A 17393-nucleotide genomic window follows, 5' to 3' on the forward strand; every position below is an offset into this window, starting at 1 on the left:
ATTTACTTTATTATTAAATCGTGCAGCTAGTTCCAGAAATAATGTTCGGGAACGAGATCGTCGGGGGCGAATAAATGGGGACTCATTGGTGCAGATGCGGTATCGTACCAGGATTCGAGCAGATCTTGAGTCTCTTGCATTTCACCGAGAGACAGATCGCGAGGGATGATAATGCCGATACTGCGATCGGGAATTGCGACATAATAACCGTCGGGAAAATATTTATCTAAATAGGGCGAAAGTAAGATCCGAGACGAGCCAAATCCATCATTATGCATCATAATTGCCCAGACGACACTCCCATCTTCGCGGAGTTTCTGATGCGTCCATAATTCTTGAGAAGCAACTTTGAGATTGATCGCCGCTCGTTGTTGCCAATCGATGCCTTCGTCTTCCCAAATCTCCACCATCTCTGATGTCACATTCTGATAAGCAACTCTACCTTTGGAATTGCGATCGACAATTACCCAACTGAGCGAATAATCCCGTAATGGTAACTCCTGATAAGGCGATTCCCACAGTTTGGAGTTGATACAAGTAGAATGGATAATTAATGGCATTAACCGATCGATCGCATCAATAATATTTGCTGACATAATCACAGATTTGGGGAATGGTTGCAACTTTATGCACTTATAGTACCCAGCCGCTTTGGGTGAGTTCGCATCCATCCAAATTTTTTCTCAATACCTTATACCATTGTGGATCGTGGATTGCGGCTCTCGCTCGTCGGGAAACCCGACGGTTTAGAGAGACAAGACAGGGGATTGCGGATCGGGAAAACCTTGCTCGATATAGAGTCTGCGAACCCATCTGTCGCTATTGTTTTGGAAACCGCGATCCCTGAGATATTGAATCGGGTTTCTCGATCTAGCGAAAGGCTAGAAATTAGTTAGAAGAATCTATTTGGTGCTGTAGCAATTAATACAGTCTATTTAAATTACTGCGGTCGATTTAGCCATGGTTTCTTGCTAATAGTTCTTCCCAGCGCGACAAAATCAGATCGGTATAGTTTTGTCGATCGATATTATACGCACCGAGCGCAAAACCGTCGTTCATTTCTACCAAAGCAGTTTCACCTGTAGCCAACACGCCGAAGTCGATCGCATACCCAGCGAATGATTCGCCTGCGGCATCCAAAGCGACGATCGCGGAGCGTACTACGTCAAGATCGATCGCGATTTGCCGATCCCCAACATACCAATTGACACTTCTAATTTCAGAATTGACGACATAGACTCGATACTCACTCAACCAAGTTACGACATCCGCACACAGCAATTCTTCGCGCCGCGACACGCCAGTAACTCGATATAAATCTGACTCCGCATCGAAGACACAACCTGTAAATCGCTTGCAGCGGTTAGCTGGCTTGGCAAAGATCGATCGACTCATTCCCTCGCGCAATGAAAATTCTAACGCTCTGAGTGTCGATCTCCAGACGCGCCGATGCAAGAAATCATGCAAAGATGCGGGGTAATCATTCGGCAGTGGTATGGGAATCCCAAGTTGCTGCAAAGCTCCAAAAATACACGGCATATCGCCGACGACTAAAGATCGTTCGTCGAGCGGAAGCTGGCGGCGGCGAATCCACTTTTCGGTATATAAAGTAGTGGATATGCCTCGGCAATTCAGCTCCTCCATAACTAGCCGCTCTTCGGTGCGAAGTCTACCGTTACCCTGTTCCTGAATAAATGCCTGGGAAATCACCCGATCGTTACCTCAAACTTTTGCGAATATGGCGATCGTCAATTAATATTTTAGCTGTGGGTAAAAATACGGAAAAGGCGATCGCTCTGGTGTAGATATGAGAACGTTGGTAAGTATTAAAAAAGTCAATCATATGCGCCAGATTAAACTTAGTTTATTAACACTAACAACTATCCTAGTAACTAGTTTACCAGCTCGCGCTCAAGAGCAATCGTCAACAGCAACTGTAATTACACAGGCAACCCAAACCGATTTAATTGGTGCTGGTGCAAGCATAATTAATAGTTTAATAAATCCACCCAGTCGCTCGGCAGAAATTGCCGCCGATGCAGAGATTAAGAAAGCCAAAATCGCTGCCGATGCCGAAATTGCTAAAGAAAAATTACGGATCGAAGCTAGTAAAAGTACCGATCGAGTCACGCCAGTACTCGATAGTTGGGGCGTAACGCGGATCGATTGTGCGCCAGGAGCGGTGTTTGTCAATGGTATCGTTACCGAAACTGTCTGCGTCCAACCAAATTCATCGCTGACTGCTGGTTACTATACATACGATCGTAACAATCAACAGTTAGTTCGCACTAATAATAGCGATCGCAACAGTCAAACAATTCAAAACGTGCAAACTACTAGAGTATCCAATTTCACCGAACGAAATACCAAAGATCGCGGATTTTGATCGATTGAGTATTTCAATTATTTTAATTAGTTATTTAAATTATCCAGTTAGCAATCTCAGATGAAACTAATCACCACAGCCAGAACTTTATTGACTTTTACTACCGCAGTCAGCATCCTCTTGGGCGGACAATTAGTTCGATCGCAACTACCGCCAGTAGTCGATAATACACCATCTGATTTAGTCGTCAACGATCGATCGTCTAATAGCTCTGGATCGGGATTGAGAGTTAGTTGCCAGGGTCTGCAAACAATCGTCCAAAAAGGCGATCGGCAAGCCGTGATGTTGAGTTGGAATTATGATGGCTTTGGCAGAGAATATACTCCTGAAAAACGCTGCCAGATCGTGTCAGAACGCCTCCAGCTAGCTGCCGATCGGAATGGTGGTACTTTTCAAGATTTACAGTTAGCCAGCGGGGTAGTTAACTCACAAACGGTAATTTGTGCATTGTCATCTCATAGTAAATGCAATCGCAGAAATATGTTATTCACACTCAAACCAGAAAATGCTCGCAATCCCGAAAGTGTGATTCAAAAAATGTTAGTTTTTGCCCAAGATGGCAGTGCTTATATTAATGAAAGTGCTACCAACAGCAGACCGCAAGTCACTACTAACTTGGGAACTTGGGAGCAGAAAGCATTTCCACAGTCTCAAAATGCTTCCACACCCAAGCGCAGAAATAACAATACTGGCTTTTAGTCAGAATTAAGCTAAAATATTTCGATATATAAAAATAGGCATATCGAAATGAATATCGGCCAATCTGCACCCACATTTACCGCACCCGATCGAGCAGGCAAGAATATGAGTCTGGAGGATTTTAAGAGTCAATGGCTAGTACTATATTTTTATCCTAAAGATAATACTCCGGGTTGTACGACTGAGGCGATCGAATTTACCAGTAAATTACCCGATTTCCAGGCACTCAATACTCAAGTTGTCGGTATCAGTCCCGACTCGATCGCCTCTCATGGTAAGTTTATCGATAAACAGAAACTAGGGATAATTTTACTCAGCGATCCCGAACATCAAATCGCCGAAGATTACGGAGTCTGGCAATTAAAGAAATTCATGGGCAAGGAATATATGGGCATCATTAGATCGACTTTTCTGATCGATCCGATTGGCAATGTTGCCCACGTTTGGTCGAATGTCAAAGTCAAAAATCATGTCGATAGTGTCTTAGATCGAGTTAGATCTTTAGTCAATCCGTAGGTTGGTTAGAGCGTAATATCTGGGTAATATACAGAGAGCTGTAGGGTGGGCAGTGCCCACCAGCTACATTTTGGGCAATAAAATCGAATAATCTAAGGGCAATCATTCGCCAATAAACATTGACGCTGACACAGAATTAAACCAAACCATGACTGCGGATCTGTCCAAACTTTCAACGGTTGAAGCGCATGAGCTTCGAGCGTATCGGTTAGAGCAGGCAAATTAAATTTCCGAGAAATTTCGGTGTGAATGGTTTCGCCCGATCGCAAGGAAATTTCTAAATCGAGATCCTTGAGCTTGGCTGTCTGAGCAGTTAAACTTCTAAGATGCATTTCAATCTGGCTGGCGGTGGTATTAAAGAAGGCAAAATGCTCGAAATTATCGAGATTAAAATCGCCAGCGAAGCGGTGATTGAGATGGCGCAAAATATTGAGATTAAAAGCAGCAGTCACGCCTTGGGCATCATTATAAGCGGCTTCGAGAATCTCGATCGGTTTTTGGAGATCTACCCCTAACAAGAAAAATTCACCAGGTTGGAGAGCCTCTTGGACTTGAGTCAGAAACAGATCGCAGGATCGATCGTCTAAATTGCCCATCGTACTTCCCAAGAACATCAGCATCCGGTTTTGGATAATGCGAGGTGGGAGATTTGCTAGGGCGCGTTCGTAGGTACCCGCGACACCACAGACATTGAGCTGGGGATAATCATTTAATAATTGCAGGGCAGTGGTGCGAAGAATGCCAGCACTAACATCGATCGGATAATAATGCAGGGGGTCTTCGAGTTGAGAGTAAGCTGTCAGTAATGTCTGAGTTTTTCGGGAACTCCCACTACCAAGTTCGACAAGTTCGCAAGCTCCCGTGAGTGCGACTATTTCGGAGACATAAGTATCGAGGATCGCTTGTTCGGTGCGGGTGGGATAATATTCCGGCAGATCGGTGATTTGCTCGAATAATTCCGAACCAAGATCGTCATAAAAGTATCGCGAGGGTAAGGTTTTCGGGTTTCTCCTTAAGCCATCGATAATATCGCTACCTCGTTGGCGTAGCCCCTCATTCTGAGGATCGATCTCTGGCAAGTCGGCATCTAGATTAATCCATCGCAGCCGTTCGTATTCTTTAATTTGAGTTTTCACGGAGGTTTTACCTTCTGATAGCGGATTTTGGTCGAAAGCGACGATCGTGTACTAAGCTACAAAACGATCTATCTCGATCGTAGCGAAATGTTTCTACCCATAACCATTTTTCGCGATAAAAACCTCCGATCGACATAAAAATAAGTAGGGATTGCCCTCCTTGTCGATCGATTTGGGTGCTTTAAGTTTGGCATTACGGGCGTTGCTGGATTCTCTTGCACAGAGGCTTCGCCAACGAAGTATGAAAAGCTAGAGAGGATAGCGGGGAGCGGGGAGCGGGGGAGAGGAATGTAAAAAATGATTATCATACCTAAAACCAGCAACGCCAAATAGAGAAAAATTACCTGAAAACTGGGCGATGCTCCAACACAATCTTGGTTTGGCTGACTTCGATCGAATCAAAGGGGAAAGATGGGAAAATTTACAACATTCCCCTGACTTTCGCAGATAGTCTATTGATAATTGAATTTTTAGGGTGAATAGTTAAACTTCTGGTCTCTTTTAATTCAAGAGATTAGATAATGTATTTATAGCCAGCCTCGCAGTTTATAAACTACGATACCAATATATTCTCGGATCGATTGGGTTGTCAGAGATAAGCACTCTTCATTAGGAATAAAGCTGAGAATTGCAGCTTCAGTTTGACGGTTCGGTTGGTCTAATTCTAGCTGTGAAATCCGATAATCTGTCGGTGCTGCGATCGCATTAATACCCAAATGTTTGAAGATTGCCATCGATCGGGGCATGTGCATGGCAGAAGTAACTAGTAAAATGGTTTTAAAATTTTGCGTCAGCAATATTTGCCGTACATTGACCGCATTATCGCGAGTATTAAAAGAATTAGCTTCGGGGATGATATCTTGCTGAGGTACGCCCATCCCGACCAATAATTTAGTCATATCATCAGATTCTGGACTACCACCACCTTTCCAGGTAATTCTACCCCCACTGACGATAATTTTTGGAGCCTTGCCCGCACGATAAAGAGTAGCACCATACCACACGCGATCGCCCGAATCGGCAAAATCGACATCGGGACGTGGGTAAGCTTGAGATCTAGTCGCTCCACCTAAAATCACGATTGCATCCGCAGTCGGTAATTCAGTTTTGGGAATATTTTGCCATTCTAAAGATTGCGCCAACCAATTACTCGTCCACGCATTCCCACTCAAAAATAAAATTATTAAAGCCGTGCCAATTGCCGCAGGTGTCCAACGCGATTTTATCCACCATAACACCAGAGCGATCGTTAAGCAGAAACAAGTCGCACCCAGTGGGTAAAAAAACAGGGGCAGGAGTTTTGAAAAAAATAAAGACATTTCAATTAGTTGATAGTTGATAGTTGATAGCTAAATTTTATAACAAGGAATCGAACTTCAATCTAGCAATATCTTGACTGTCTGCTATCTCATCGCAATTCCTTAAATTACAGCCACATGCCATCGATCCCTCTCCTTTATAAAAGGAGCACGGGTGTGAAAAATCCCCTCACAGGAGCGGCGGTTTTATATCTGCTTTCGGAGAGGCTTCGCCAACGGAGGGAACCTCCGAATAAAAAAACCGACAAGATAGGGGTGCCATAAGGGCGGGGTGGGTGGAGCTACGCAGCAACGCTAACTGTTGATTAACGATCGACAACTTCAATTTTACTAGCTGCCTCAACAGCTTTAGCACGGGCTAATTCAGTAGTCTCTGCCTTAGCTAGAGCTACACCCATCCTTCGATAGGGACGAGAGTCAGGTTTGCCAAATAAGCGCAGATCGACATCTGGCACGCTCAGAGCATCAGCGACACCACTAAAATAAATTAAATCTGAATTTTTGCTAGCTAAAATTACGGCACTAGCCGATGGAGCATATTGAATGATATTAGGAATTGGTAAACCCAATACTGCCCGTAAATGTAACTCAAATTCGTTTAAATTTTGAGAAATTAGTGTCACCATCCCCGTATCGTGGGGACGCGGCGAGAGTTCGGAAAAAATTACTTCATCCGCAGTAATGAAAAATTCTACGCCAAAAATTCCGGCTCCACCGAGGGCATCGGTAACTTGAGTGGCGATCGCTTGGGCGGCTAAAAGTCGATTCTCGTTCCGAGAGGCTCCGCCAACGGGTTTAATTTGGGCGGGTTGCCAAGATTCCTGATAGTCGCCGCGTTCTTGACGATGTCCGATCGGCGGACAAAAGATTGTCGGTGCGTTCCATTGTTTGATAGTTAATAAAGTAATTTCAATCTCAAAATCGATAAACTCTTCAATAATTACTTTATGAGTATCGCCTCTAGAACCGTCAATCGCATAATTCCATGCTGTCTCGACTTCCACCGCACTCGCAACTACCGATTGCCCTTTGCCAGAGGAAGACATGACTGGCTTGACAACATTAGGGAATCCAATTTCGCTAGCCGCTGATTGCAGTTCGGATAGTGTCGTAGCGTAGGCATATTTGGCCGTCCGCACCCCCAATTCTTTGTGAGCTAGTTCGCGAATCCGATCGCGATTCATCGTGTAGTCAGTAGCTTTAGCGGTCGGAATTACCGTAATGCCACGTTGCTCGAATTCTAGTAATTTTTCGGTTCTAATTGCTTCGATTTCGGGAATGATATAGTCGGGTTGATGTTTGGAGACAACTCGTTCGAGATCGTCCGCACTTAACATCGAAATTACCTCGCATTCATCCGCAACTTGCATCGCTGGCGCGTGTGGATAGCGATCGACTGCGACGACATGATTGCCGAGCCGTTGGGCGGCGATCGTAAATTCTTTACCTAATTCACCCGATCCCAATAACATCAACTTTTTTGGTAGCTTCATCACGATTCGATCGCAAAAATAATACTTTTATAGTTTAAGCGCGAATGGGGACTATTTGGCGGGGAGCGGGGAGTGGCGGAGAGGGAGCGGCGCAGCTAAAGCCTAAAACCTAAAGCCTAAAACCTAAAGCCTAAAACCTAAAGCCTAATCCTAGCTCCAATGGACGATTGCTTCGATCGCCCAGCGGGGACAGCCCCGATGGGTGCTGACAGTTTTTTCGCTGATGATATTACCTTGAGCGTCGCAGACTGTCTCGGTTCTGACGACCGTTTCACCGTGTTCGAGATAGTTTTCGAGCACGGTGAGGGCATCGGCTCTAAGCTGTCGAGCTAGGGGCGAGATCTGACTGGTGAGGACGCTACTGCGATCTTCATCATACAGAGATGAATCTTGCGGTTGGCCGAAAGCCGAACTGGTCATAGTAGAATTGAGGTCGAAATATAGGTTGCGATCGTCGTCAGGTGCAGCCTCAATAGCTAGTTTGGTAATAATCTTACCCAAGATATCGCTATCGGTGCCACCATTAACAACGTTTTGGTGAGTGCTCAGATCGGCATCGCTCACAGTCGGGATTTTCCCTAATTTGGCAATCCAGGCAATCCGATCTCTAAGTGAAAAGGAAATTAGCCCCAACCGCGTTTGGATCTCTAATCGATCGTCAGTACAGATCGCTTGTTGAACTCGGTACCATTTCGATCGAGCGAGAATCAAAATATCTAATCTTACCCCAGCAGTAGTGGATTCTTGTTGGTTTTCTTGCCACGTCTGCCACAATTCTTGTGCTAGTTCGTACCGGAGTGTATATCCTTCAGGAATATCGTACTTTTGATAGCGCATAAATCCGCGTTCGGCAGTAGCCGTATCGATCGGAATAAATTGGGATTCACTGATGATATTCTGGATGATTTGCCAGTATTTACTATCTTTTTTGACGAGAATATAGTGCAATCTTGCTGCCACCTTATGGATGGCAATCAAGTCACCCGCAGGTGTCGATAATTGCAATGAGTTATGGGCGTAGTCAATGCGGAGGTGTTGATTGATTACCAATCTTTTTTTGCCTTGGGCAAATCTTCTGATAATCGTCTCATCATCCAACTTGTCGAGGTTATCATCAACAAATCGATCGCGATCGATTTCCGCTCGTGGGAGTATGCCAATCTCGGCTTCGACAAGATTTACACTTTCATAAGTATTAGTATCGTCACTCATTTTATTAGCTGCTAGATCGATGGTAGTTATGACTAGAATTGAGAAATTTAATCGAGATGGATACGATGAATTTATAGTATGTCCGTCAAAATCAACTGGGTTGCCAGAGCGATATCTGTAATATTTAAGTCGATCGAATTGTAATAATACGTTCGTAAATTACTAGTCATATACATGTTTAGCAAATCCCGCTCGCGAATTTTTTACCAGTTGAGATCGGCGCAAGTGCATCCATACCGCTCGCTTGCCTAAACCGTAGCTAATTTACTAACGGTAAGATCGCCATGCCACGATCGGGAAGCGATTGCGCATGTATTATGACTACTCTCATTAGAATACCCAAAATCGATCGAGCGATTACATCGATCGGGAAGTTCTTTGACAAAGCCTCCCTCCAAGCCGATACAAACAGATCGAGATCGATCGATCCGGCAATTTTCTCAATTTTAGAGCAACTATAAGCAATTCCGATCGAGTTTGTAGCATTATCGGGATCGAGAAAATGTGTCGAAATTAATATGTGTAGACCAAATTTTGGTCATAGACTGTAAATGTCGATGCAGAAATTGACAAAGTTAGTAGCTACAGATGTAATTCGCTCTGTCTGTGTAGCCAAAAAATCTATTGTGAGGAACATATTAGTAACATGAACGATCGGTTATCAAAAAATCTTATATCTCCGCTCTTAATTGGTCTAGCTGTTTGGATCGCGAGTATCTGCCCTACTGTGGCTAACCCGACTAACGAAGCAACCACCGAGCAGATCGAACAAGCTACACAAGCTACCGAAGTTAGACCTGGTGACTGGGCTTATCAAACGCTTCAAGCTCTAAGCAGTAAATACGAATGTGGTAATACCCCTGATGGTAAGAAAGTTCTATCGCGGGAAGAATTTGCAACTAGCCTCAATGGTTGCGTCCAATCGATCGAGCAATTAGTCGCCAGAAGAAAACCGCGTAGATCGATTAAAAGACGACGTATCGTCCCAGCTCCAGCAATCCAAACTCCGCCACCAGCAGCTCCAGAAGTTGTCGCGCCGCCACCAGAGCCAGCTCCAGTCGCGCCCCCCGAACCTCAAATAGAGCAAGAAGAAGCGATCTCTCAACAAGATCTCGACAGGCTCAGAGGATTGGTGCAGTCTTTTAGTGCCGAACTGCAAGCTGTAGATAATCGCCTCGTAGCTGTTGAGGATAAATTAGCTACCGTCCAAAAACAAGCTTTCTCCACCACGACAAAATTAAATGGTGAAGTAATCTTCAGTTTTAGCGGATATGGTGGTCGCAGTACTCCTGTTGGCGCAAATGGTACAACTGGTAACGTCTTCTCCGATCGCGTCCGTCTTAACTTCGATACTAGCTTTACTGGAAAGGATCGTCTTAGAACCAGACTTCAGTCCCGCAATACCCCAGCCTTCAATGCTGGCGTCACGGGGACTAACATGACCCGATTGGGTTACGATGGGGACGAATCGAACAACACTAGTGTATCGGTGCTCAATTATGGATTCCCGATTTCTCCTGAGACCAGAATCGTCGTCGATGTAGTGGGTAGTCGTTACTACGACCACATGCCCTCATTCAATCCAATCCTCGCAAGTTCTGCTAACGGCTCAATTTCTCGGTTTGGTCGCTTTGACCCAGTTTTCCGTCTTGCAGGTGAAGGTGCAGCCTTAACTGTAAATCATAAGTTTAGCAATGAAATCGGTCTAGCCGTAGGCTATGCAGTTCCGAACCTAAATGCCGCAGCCAACCCTGCGTCTGGTAACGGTGTGTTCAATGGTTCTAATGCCATCATCAGTCAGTTGAGTTTTAATCCTAGCAAAGATCTAGGTTTCGGTCTGGTTTATGGTCGTGCTTACACCACCAATGGAGCCAATCTCAATGGTGGAACTGGTAGTGTTGCTGCTAACAGTCCTTTTGGCGCAGTACCACTGACAGCTAATTACTACTCATTACAGACTAGCTACAAGTTAAGTCCTGGTTTTGTCTTATCTGGTTGGGCAGGTTTCACTGAAGCTAGTCGTCAAAATGGTGGTGGTAATGCAAGTACTAGTAATTATGCTATTTCACTAGCTTTCCCTGATTTTGGGAGCAAGGGTAATAACTTAGCATTCATCTTAGGAATACCACCAAAACTTAATTCTCGGACTGGTACCGGACTGGCATCTGCGGTGTCTGCAAACCCCGACACTTCATATCATATTGAAGCTCTGTATCGGGTCAAGTTGAGCGATAACCTGTCGATTACGCCCGGTTTATTGCTAATTACCAACCCCGAACACAATCGTGCTAACCCCACTGAGTATGTGGGCACTGTTCGGACTACCTTCACTTTCTAACTGATTTAGAGCGGCAGTTTCCAGATTATAAATAGCTTAAAACAAGGGAAAGCAGATATTGCTTTCCCTTGTTTTGCTACTAAACTTGTTTGCTGGCGTTGGCATTGGCGTAAGTCGGTCTTAGCGACCGCCGTCTCGATCGATTATCGACCCAGTTGAATCTATATACCATTTAGTCGATCCAAAAACTGTTAACTATCATACAGCATTCAAAAAATTAACACACTAGGATATGGCTGGAAACTGGTATGATACTTAACAATCCAAGTGTGAGGAACAGCTCGATCGAATGATGAAATTGTTATCGAAAAATCTTCTATCTCCAATCCTAATTGGCTTGATGGTCTGGATTGCGGGTGGATCTTTTGCCAATGCTGATGAAGCTAAAACTAGCACTACTGCTAGTGTCACAGAAGCAACTGCCGAGCAAATCGAACGAGCTACGCAAGCGACAGAAATCAAGCCTAATGACTGGGCTTATCGAACGCTTCAAGCTTTAGGTAGTAAATATAGCTGTAGCAATACGCCTACAGGCGACAAAACGCTCTCGCGGGAAGAATTTGCCACTAGTCTCAATAGTTGCGTGCAATCGATCGAGCAACTAGTCGCCAGAAGAAAGCCTCGGCGAATCAAAAAAAGGAGAACTGCACCACCCGCAGTGGTAACGCCACCACCAGTCACTCCAGAAGTCGCACCGCCAGATCCCGTTCCAGTTGTCCCTCCTGCACCAGTAGAACCAGAGGTATCACAGCAAGATCTCGACCAGCTCAAGCAATTAGTTCAATCTTTTAGTACCGAACTACAAGCTGTCGATGGTCGCATCCAAGCTCTCGATGCCAAAGTCGCCAAACTCAAAGACCAAAGTTTTTCGACCACAACTAAACTAGTTGGTGAGGCTATTTTTGCCGTAACTGGCTTAGCTGGCGGCCCTGCTACCGCTACCCGTAATACAATTTTCTCCGATCGCGTGCGGCTCAACTTCCGCAGTAGCTTTACGGGTAAAGATTTACTGTTAGTGCGGCTCCAATCCCGCAACAGTAACAGTTTTGCTGGAACTCCTTCTGGCACCAACATGACCCGATTGGGATTTGAAGGTAGTGAAGAAAATGCTACCTTCATTCACAGATTGCAGTACCAACTACCGCTCGCGGCTTCGACTAAGGTATTTATCGAAGCTGTTGGTAGTGAGTTTAATGATAACTACTTTAACTTTAACCCCGAGCATCAAGCGGCAGGTACTGGTGCTGTAACCAGATTTGGACGATTCAACCCTATTTATCGCCTCAGTAATGAAGGTGCGGGGATTGGGGTAGACCACAAATTTAGTCCCAATCTGGGATTGGTAGTGAGCTACGCTGTACCTCGCGTGCCGCAGGCAGGTGTGAATCCAGCACCAGAAACAGCCAATAACCCCGGCACTGGTATATTCAACGGGTCGAATGTCATCTTTTCACAATTGACCGTAAAGCCTTCGGAGGATGTGAGCTTAGGATTAGCCTACGCTCGCACTTATACGACCAATGGCTCTGTTATTTCTGGCAACACGGGCAGTGCTTTTGCAAATAATCCCTTCTCTGGCGCACCAACTTCTGCCAATCACTATTCCGTGCTTGGAAGTGTCAATCTCTCCAAAGATGTCATCTTCTCTGCTTGGGGTGGCGTGACTCAAGCCAACCGTGAAACTGCGGCGGGTGGTAGAGCCGAAATGTGGAACTATGCCGGAACTCTAGCTTTCAAAGATTTTGGTTCTAAAGGTAGTACGCTAGGATTTGTCGTCGGGATGCAGCCGCGTATCGGTCTTAACACAGCGGTCGCAACTCGTGTAGACCGCGATAGTAGCCTACACTTTGAAACTTTCTACAAGTACAAAGTCAGCGACAACCTCTTTATCACTCCTGGATTATTACTCTTAACCAATCCCGAACACAACTCCAACATTCCTACCGAATATCTCGGTACGATTCGGACGACTTTTGTATTCTAATTATCCGTAGCATAGCAATAGCCCCGATTTCTTGTAAAAGTCGGGGCTATTGCTATGTGTCTTAATGGCGATAGTAGGCTAATCGATCGATTATCGATTATCGATTAAGTTAACTAGCAATCGATCGCTGTATATTGTTTACTAATAACTAGCACTCAATCATCTACAGCTCAGAATTAATGAAACGACGGGATATCTTACTGGGAGCATCCAGCATCGCTACAGCCGCAGTCATCGCTAACTCCCAACTGAGTACAGCCAAACAACCAGATCCGACTACTACAACCATTGCTAAATCGACAGCAATTGCTGGTAAAAATATTCAGATTGCCAAAGATCTACCTGGCTACTATGTTACGCCTGCGGGAACGGGCAAATTTCCTGCCGTTATCGTGTTGATGGAAGCTTTCGGGTTGAATAAATGGTGTCGGAGTATTTGCGATAGGTTAGCACAGTCTGGGTTTGCGGCAATCGCGCCAGACTTTTATCGAGGGGCTACTTATGCCTATAGCGATGTTGCAGGTGCAATCGCCAAACTCAAATCGCTCGATGATAATGCCGTAATGAGCGATGTCGGTAAAAGTATCGATTTTCTGGCTGGTAAATCGGAAATTAATGCCAATGGAATTGGTGTAGTCGGCTTTTGCATGGGTGGTAGATATGCTTTTCTGACCAATGCAACCTATCCTAGCAAAATCAAAGCAGCGATCTCATTTTATGGTGGTGGTATCGATGCCGTTCCTGATAATCAATTAGGTCAAAAATCTTTACTCGATCGAGTTACGGCCATGCAGTCGCCGATTATGCTGATGTACGGTAGCGAAGATAAGATGATTGCGGCTGACGAACACGGGCGAATTTCTACGGCCTTATCTAAAGCCAAAAAACGCTATATTCTCAATCTTTTTCCTAATGCCGGACACGGTTTTATGAGCGATAGACGAGATAGTTATGCTCCTGCCGCCGAAGCGGAAGCTTGGTTAATGACTACCGGATTCTTCAGTCAAAATCTCAAACCGAAACGGCGAAAATAGTCAAATTCTGGCTATTGCATTGCCCTCTATTTTTAAAGTTATCTATATTATGAATGTATAGATAACTTTAAAAATAGAGGGCACAAATGCATCAAAAGGCAGATAAAAATCGCTCCTCACAAAGGATATTTTAACCTGCTGTTGCTGGGAAAGATTTCATCAACGTGGCCATTTCGATCGCATTGAGCGCGTAACCCCAGCCATGATTGCCTTTGATCCCGGCACGTTCCAAGGCTTGAGTCATGGTATCGACAGTCAATACCCCAAAAATAACTGGCGTACCGCTTTGAAAACCAACCGCCGCAACGCCTTTGGCGACTTCTGAAGATACATAGTCAAAATGAGGCGTATCGCCGCGAATTACCGCACCCAAGCAGATAATCGCATCGTAACGACCGGATTCGGCCAGCTTTTTGGCTACCAGTGGCACCTCAAAGCACCCTGGCACCCACGCATAGTCTACTTGACTACCATGAGGGTCGATATCAATTCCGTGGCGTTTGAGACAATCCTGGCAGCTTTCTAGAAGTTTATTAGTAACAAGGTCATTAAAACGACCGACAACGATCGCGAACCGTAAAGAACTATCGCAGACGAGAGTGCCTTCAAAAACTGCCATTTAATGTAGAGGGGAGAGGGGTGGATGGGTGAATGGGTGAATGGGTGGATGGATGGGTATGGCGTTTTCTTGACGATCTCGATCGCAATGAATAGCAATGAAGGCTGTAAATGTAAGAGTTGCGATCGGCTGCAAATTCAGACAATGTAGTTGCCGTTGCAACCGATCGAAAACATCGACAATCTAGACTACCAGGAAGTTTAAAACTCCAACGACCACGACTAGAATCGTCCAAGCTCCCGAACCGACGAACAAGAGTTGTTTCGATCGATCCCAGTTTTGTGGTGCTGCATAAGCAACAGGCACGCCGACGATCATCACGAAAGACAGTAGCACTAAGGCAAATAGTGCCAGGTTGAAAATTACGATCATTATATATACGCTCCCAAAACAGCAATATTTTAACTCAGCTATTAAAAATTTAGCACCTCTTTGTGGGTTGTTGGTTAATTCTGGGTGCTTTTCTCTATCTACGATCCCCTGGCTCTGATTAGGATATGGCTGTATCTCTGTGACAAATAGTCACCTAGCGGTTGAAACCGCTGCTAGTGATGCAAAGTCCGCCTTCGCGGACTAGTATCAAACAAAGATTTTGTTGTAACCGAACTGTATAGCCATCGCCAAAACGTTTAAGACACTAGAACTCTGAGTCCGCGTAGGCGGACTTTGCACCACTAGCAACGACTTCCAGTCGTTGTGCGGCTATGGGTGTAGCGTCAGGATTATCGCTGACGAAGACGCTAGTCCGATCTAAGCAACCCAATTGATACACAGAGCAAGTAGACAATTATTGGAGCATTGCCAATTCTGATTCAAACATCGCCAGAATGCTTGGCTTATACAAAACAAATCTAACTAGTATAGAGCGGCGGAAATAAACCAAGTATCTAAGAGGTTAGAGGTTTACCCTTGTAAGTCCATTTGAAGGGTTTGGCCATCGTAATGTTAAAGTAGTCCACAAACTCATGGATCCGGGCTTTCAAGTGATTTGTACTGGTAAAGCTACCGCGTCGTAACAATTTCCGTACTAGAATCCCAAACCAGATCTCAATCTGATTCATCCAAGAACAATGTTTGGGCGTGTAATGAATCACTAGCCGATGGTTTGGGTCGGCTAAAAATTGCGCTCGCGTCTCCATTGACTTCAAAATCCCCGACTGACCTTTAACACCCAGCTCCTGTGGAGTTGTCTCTAATCCGGCCACCAGCCTAACCAGCGTCTCGGATTGATGGGTATTGAGACAATCCATGACCAAATGGTATTTTGCGGCAGTGGGATATTGTGCTAAGGAACGGGTGACATGCTCGGCGAAATCAGCTTCGGTTCGAGTTGCGCCCACACTGGCCAACGCAATTCGACCAGTTGCCACATCGAAACTGGCAATTAATGATTGAGTTCCGTGTCGAGTATATTCAAACTCTACACGTTCGCACTGTCCTGGTTTCATCGGAATATTTGGCATAGTTCTCTCCAGTGCTTGAATCCCAGTCATTTCGTCCAGGCTGAGGGTGACTTCTCCTGTCAGCGCACGTTGGGGTGCTTGTTCGTAGACACGACAGATGTGTTCAACTTTGTGCCCCAATTCTGGGTCGGGGGGGGATGCAACCAGTAACTACTCTGGTGGGGTTTGAGTTCGGCTTCAGCTAGGAGTCTGCCCACATGTCGCTGGCTAATCGATGCGACGATGCCCTGTTTTATCAGTTCGGCGGCTAATTCTCTGCTCGTCCACTGACTGATGGGACGGCCGTACTGTTCGGGCGGGGCACATGCGATGGCGTATAGTTGTGTGATTTGTTCGAGGGTGAAGGTGGCTGGCGCACCTGGTCGCACGGCATCCATCAGCCGCTCGATGGCTGGCAGTTGTCGATCCTTCAACTCCAACCATCTGTTTCGCCATAATCTACTCATATCCTTGCTAATTTCTAATGTCTCAGCAATCTCACCGTGACTTTTCCCTTGGGCTGCCAAGACGATGATTTTGGCTCGGAGTGCGATTTGTTGTGGCGTTTTCTTGCGCTTGAGTAGTTGTTGTAGTTCGGCTTGTTCTACTTCATTGAGTGTAATTAGGGCAGCGGATAATCTTGGCATCCTCTGTGTTCCTCTCATTTTGATGAGCTGCTTTCAATCATAGGTCTATTTACGCCGCTCTGTACTAGTTCTATACTTGTCTCTTTCTGCAAAAAATCTATTGTTGTTTGTAGTGCAATCTTTGCTGCTGCCTCTATTGGAAATCTATATGCACCAGTAGAAATAGACGGAAATGCAATCGATCGACATTTGCGATCGTTAGCTAAAATCAAAGAGCTGAGATAAGCTTTCTCTAATAAAGACACCGATTTATCATAGTACTTTTGATTGAAAAAAGGCCCCACTGTATGAATTACATATTTAGCTGATAGATTTCCAGCACTAGTTATTCTTGCTTCTCCCGTTGGACACCTTTGTCCGCGTTCATCGATTGGCAGTGCTAAACATTCTTCTAATAATGTAGAGCCTGCGGCTCGATGAATTGCGCCATCAACACCGCCGCCTCCTTTGAGTTTTGTATTTGCAGCATTTACAATTGCATCGACATTCTGCTCTACAATATTGCCTAATATTAGTTCGATCTGTCCAGATTGTGATTGAAATATAGTTGACATATATATCTTATTGG

20 protein-coding genes are annotated in these 17393 nt (G+C 45.1%); 8 read left to right on the plus strand and 12 right to left on the minus strand.

The genetic code is table 11. The features are described 5' to 3' along the window. Nucleotides 1-26: 26 nt before the first annotated feature. From CHA6605_RS00945 to CHA6605_RS36000, 3 genes are all read right to left on the minus strand, one after another. Nucleotides 27-596, minus strand: coding sequence for a DUF1444 domain-containing protein (locus CHA6605_RS00945; protein ID WP_015157678.1), 570 nt, complete (start codon nt 594-596; stop codon nt 27-29). A 358-nt stretch (nt 597-954) separates the two neighbouring features. Further along, nucleotides 955-1710 carry an ATP-grasp domain-containing protein gene (locus CHA6605_RS00955; RefSeq protein ID WP_015157679.1) on the minus strand — a complete coding sequence of 252 codons (756 nt, stop codon included), beginning with the start codon at nt 1708-1710 and terminating at the stop codon, nt 955-957. A gap of 7 nt (nt 1711-1717) precedes the next feature. Beyond that, entirely contained in the window at nt 1718-1843 is a 126-nt protein-coding gene (locus tag CHA6605_RS36000) for a hypothetical protein (protein ID WP_269744552.1), read from the minus strand. Here CHA6605_RS36000 and CHA6605_RS00960 point away from each other — a divergent pair, their 5' ends adjacent. From CHA6605_RS00960 to bcp, 3 genes are read left to right on the plus strand one after another with little or no spacing between them, the layout of a single operon-like run. Then, on the plus strand, nt 1844-2386 hold the full coding sequence (locus CHA6605_RS00960) for a hypothetical protein (RefSeq protein ID WP_157259695.1): 543 nt from the start codon (nt 1844-1846) through the stop codon (nt 2384-2386). 60 nt (nt 2387-2446) lie between these two features. Beyond that, nucleotides 2447-3085 carry a COP23 domain-containing protein gene (locus CHA6605_RS31120; RefSeq protein ID WP_015157681.1) on the plus strand — a complete coding sequence of 213 codons (639 nt, stop codon included), beginning with the start codon at nt 2447-2449 and terminating at the stop codon, nt 3083-3085. A 48-nt stretch (nt 3086-3133) separates the two neighbouring features. Beyond that, complete coding sequence (bcp, locus tag CHA6605_RS00970) at nt 3134-3601, plus strand: thioredoxin-dependent thiol peroxidase (protein ID WP_015157682.1); 468 nt, start codon at nt 3134-3136, stop codon at nt 3599-3601. Between the two features lie 92 nt (nt 3602-3693). Here the strand turns inward: bcp and egtD are convergent, their stop codons facing one another. The 4 genes from egtD to CHA6605_RS00990 form a co-directional block, all read right to left on the minus strand. Next, the gene (gene egtD / locus CHA6605_RS00975) at nt 3694-4737 is read right to left on the minus strand and encodes an L-histidine N(alpha)-methyltransferase (protein WP_015157683.1); all 1044 of its coding nucleotides are present in this window, start codon (nt 4735-4737) and stop codon (nt 3694-3696) included. Nucleotides 4738-5264: 527 nt separating this feature from the next. Further along, on the minus strand, nt 5265-6056 hold the full coding sequence (locus CHA6605_RS00980; protein ID WP_015157684.1) for a YdcF family protein: 792 nt from the start codon (nt 6054-6056) through the stop codon (nt 5265-5267). Between the two features lie 305 nt (nt 6057-6361). Then, entirely contained in the window at nt 6362-7549 is a 1188-nt protein-coding gene (purT, locus tag CHA6605_RS00985) for a formate-dependent phosphoribosylglycinamide formyltransferase (RefSeq protein ID WP_015157685.1), read from the minus strand. Nucleotides 7550-7699: 150 nt separating this feature from the next. Continuing rightward, entirely contained in the window at nt 7700-8761 is a 1062-nt protein-coding gene (locus CHA6605_RS00990; RefSeq protein ID WP_015157686.1) for a hypothetical protein, read from the minus strand. Nucleotides 8762-9078: 317 nt separating this feature from the next. Between CHA6605_RS00990 and CHA6605_RS33475 the strand changes: the two genes are divergently transcribed. The 4 genes from CHA6605_RS33475 to CHA6605_RS01005 all read left to right on the plus strand — a co-directional run bounded on the left by CHA6605_RS33475 (nt 9079) and on the right by CHA6605_RS01005 (nt 14117). Next, on the plus strand, nt 9079-9222 hold the full coding sequence (locus CHA6605_RS33475) for a hypothetical protein (RefSeq protein ID WP_157259697.1): 144 nt from the start codon (nt 9079-9081) through the stop codon (nt 9220-9222). A 266-nt stretch (nt 9223-9488) separates the two neighbouring features. After that, nucleotides 9489-11099 carry an iron uptake porin gene (locus tag CHA6605_RS00995; RefSeq protein ID WP_232432155.1) on the plus strand — a complete coding sequence of 537 codons (1611 nt, stop codon included), beginning with the start codon at nt 9489-9491 and terminating at the stop codon, nt 11097-11099. Between the two features lie 289 nt (nt 11100-11388). Continuing rightward, nucleotides 11389-13083 (plus strand): iron uptake porin, encoded by a 1695-nt coding sequence (locus CHA6605_RS01000; protein WP_157259699.1) that lies wholly within the window; start codon nt 11389-11391, stop codon nt 13081-13083. Between the two features lie 179 nt (nt 13084-13262). Further along, complete coding sequence (locus CHA6605_RS01005) at nt 13263-14117, plus strand: dienelactone hydrolase family protein (protein ID WP_015157689.1); 855 nt, start codon at nt 13263-13265, stop codon at nt 14115-14117. A 130-nt stretch (nt 14118-14247) separates the two neighbouring features. Here CHA6605_RS01005 and ribH read toward each other — a convergent pair whose 3' ends face one another. Next, a complete protein-coding gene (ribH, locus tag CHA6605_RS01010) occupies nt 14248-14736 on the minus strand; it encodes a 6,7-dimethyl-8-ribityllumazine synthase (protein WP_015157690.1) in 489 nt (162 codons plus the stop codon). 24 nt (nt 14737-14760) lie between these two features. On the opposite strand from ribH, the gene CHA6605_RS36005 reads away from it, so the two are divergent. Beyond that, on the plus strand, nt 14761-14886 hold the full coding sequence (locus tag CHA6605_RS36005) for a hypothetical protein (RefSeq protein WP_269744553.1): 126 nt from the start codon (nt 14761-14763) through the stop codon (nt 14884-14886). 33 nt (nt 14887-14919) lie between these two features. Here the strand turns inward: CHA6605_RS36005 and psbZ are convergent, their stop codons facing one another. The 4 genes from psbZ to CHA6605_RS01030 form a co-directional block, all read right to left on the minus strand. Continuing rightward, the gene (gene psbZ / locus CHA6605_RS01015) at nt 14920-15108 is read right to left on the minus strand and encodes a photosystem II reaction center protein PsbZ (RefSeq protein WP_015157691.1); all 189 of its coding nucleotides are present in this window, start codon (nt 15106-15108) and stop codon (nt 14920-14922) included. A gap of 515 nt (nt 15109-15623) precedes the next feature. Continuing rightward, on the minus strand, nt 15624-16319 hold the full coding sequence (locus CHA6605_RS01020) for a transposase (protein ID WP_198288354.1): 696 nt from the start codon (nt 16317-16319) through the stop codon (nt 15624-15626). Continuing rightward, the gene (locus tag CHA6605_RS01025; protein WP_041547411.1) at nt 16259-16825 is read right to left on the minus strand and encodes a helix-turn-helix domain-containing protein; all 567 of its coding nucleotides are present in this window, start codon (nt 16823-16825) and stop codon (nt 16259-16261) included. Before CHA6605_RS01025 ends, CHA6605_RS01020 begins: the two co-directional genes overlap by 61 nt. A 14-nt stretch (nt 16826-16839) precedes the next feature. Then, nucleotides 16840-17379, minus strand: coding sequence for a macro domain-containing protein (locus CHA6605_RS01030; RefSeq protein ID WP_015157692.1), 540 nt, complete (start codon nt 17377-17379; stop codon nt 16840-16842). Nucleotides 17380-17393 lie beyond the last annotated feature (14 nt).

It is taken from the genome of Chamaesiphon minutus PCC 6605, assembly GCF_000317145.1.
In the GTDB taxonomy this organism is placed as follows: Bacteria; Cyanobacteriota; Cyanobacteriia; order Cyanobacteriales; family Chamaesiphonaceae; genus Chamaesiphon; species Chamaesiphon minutus.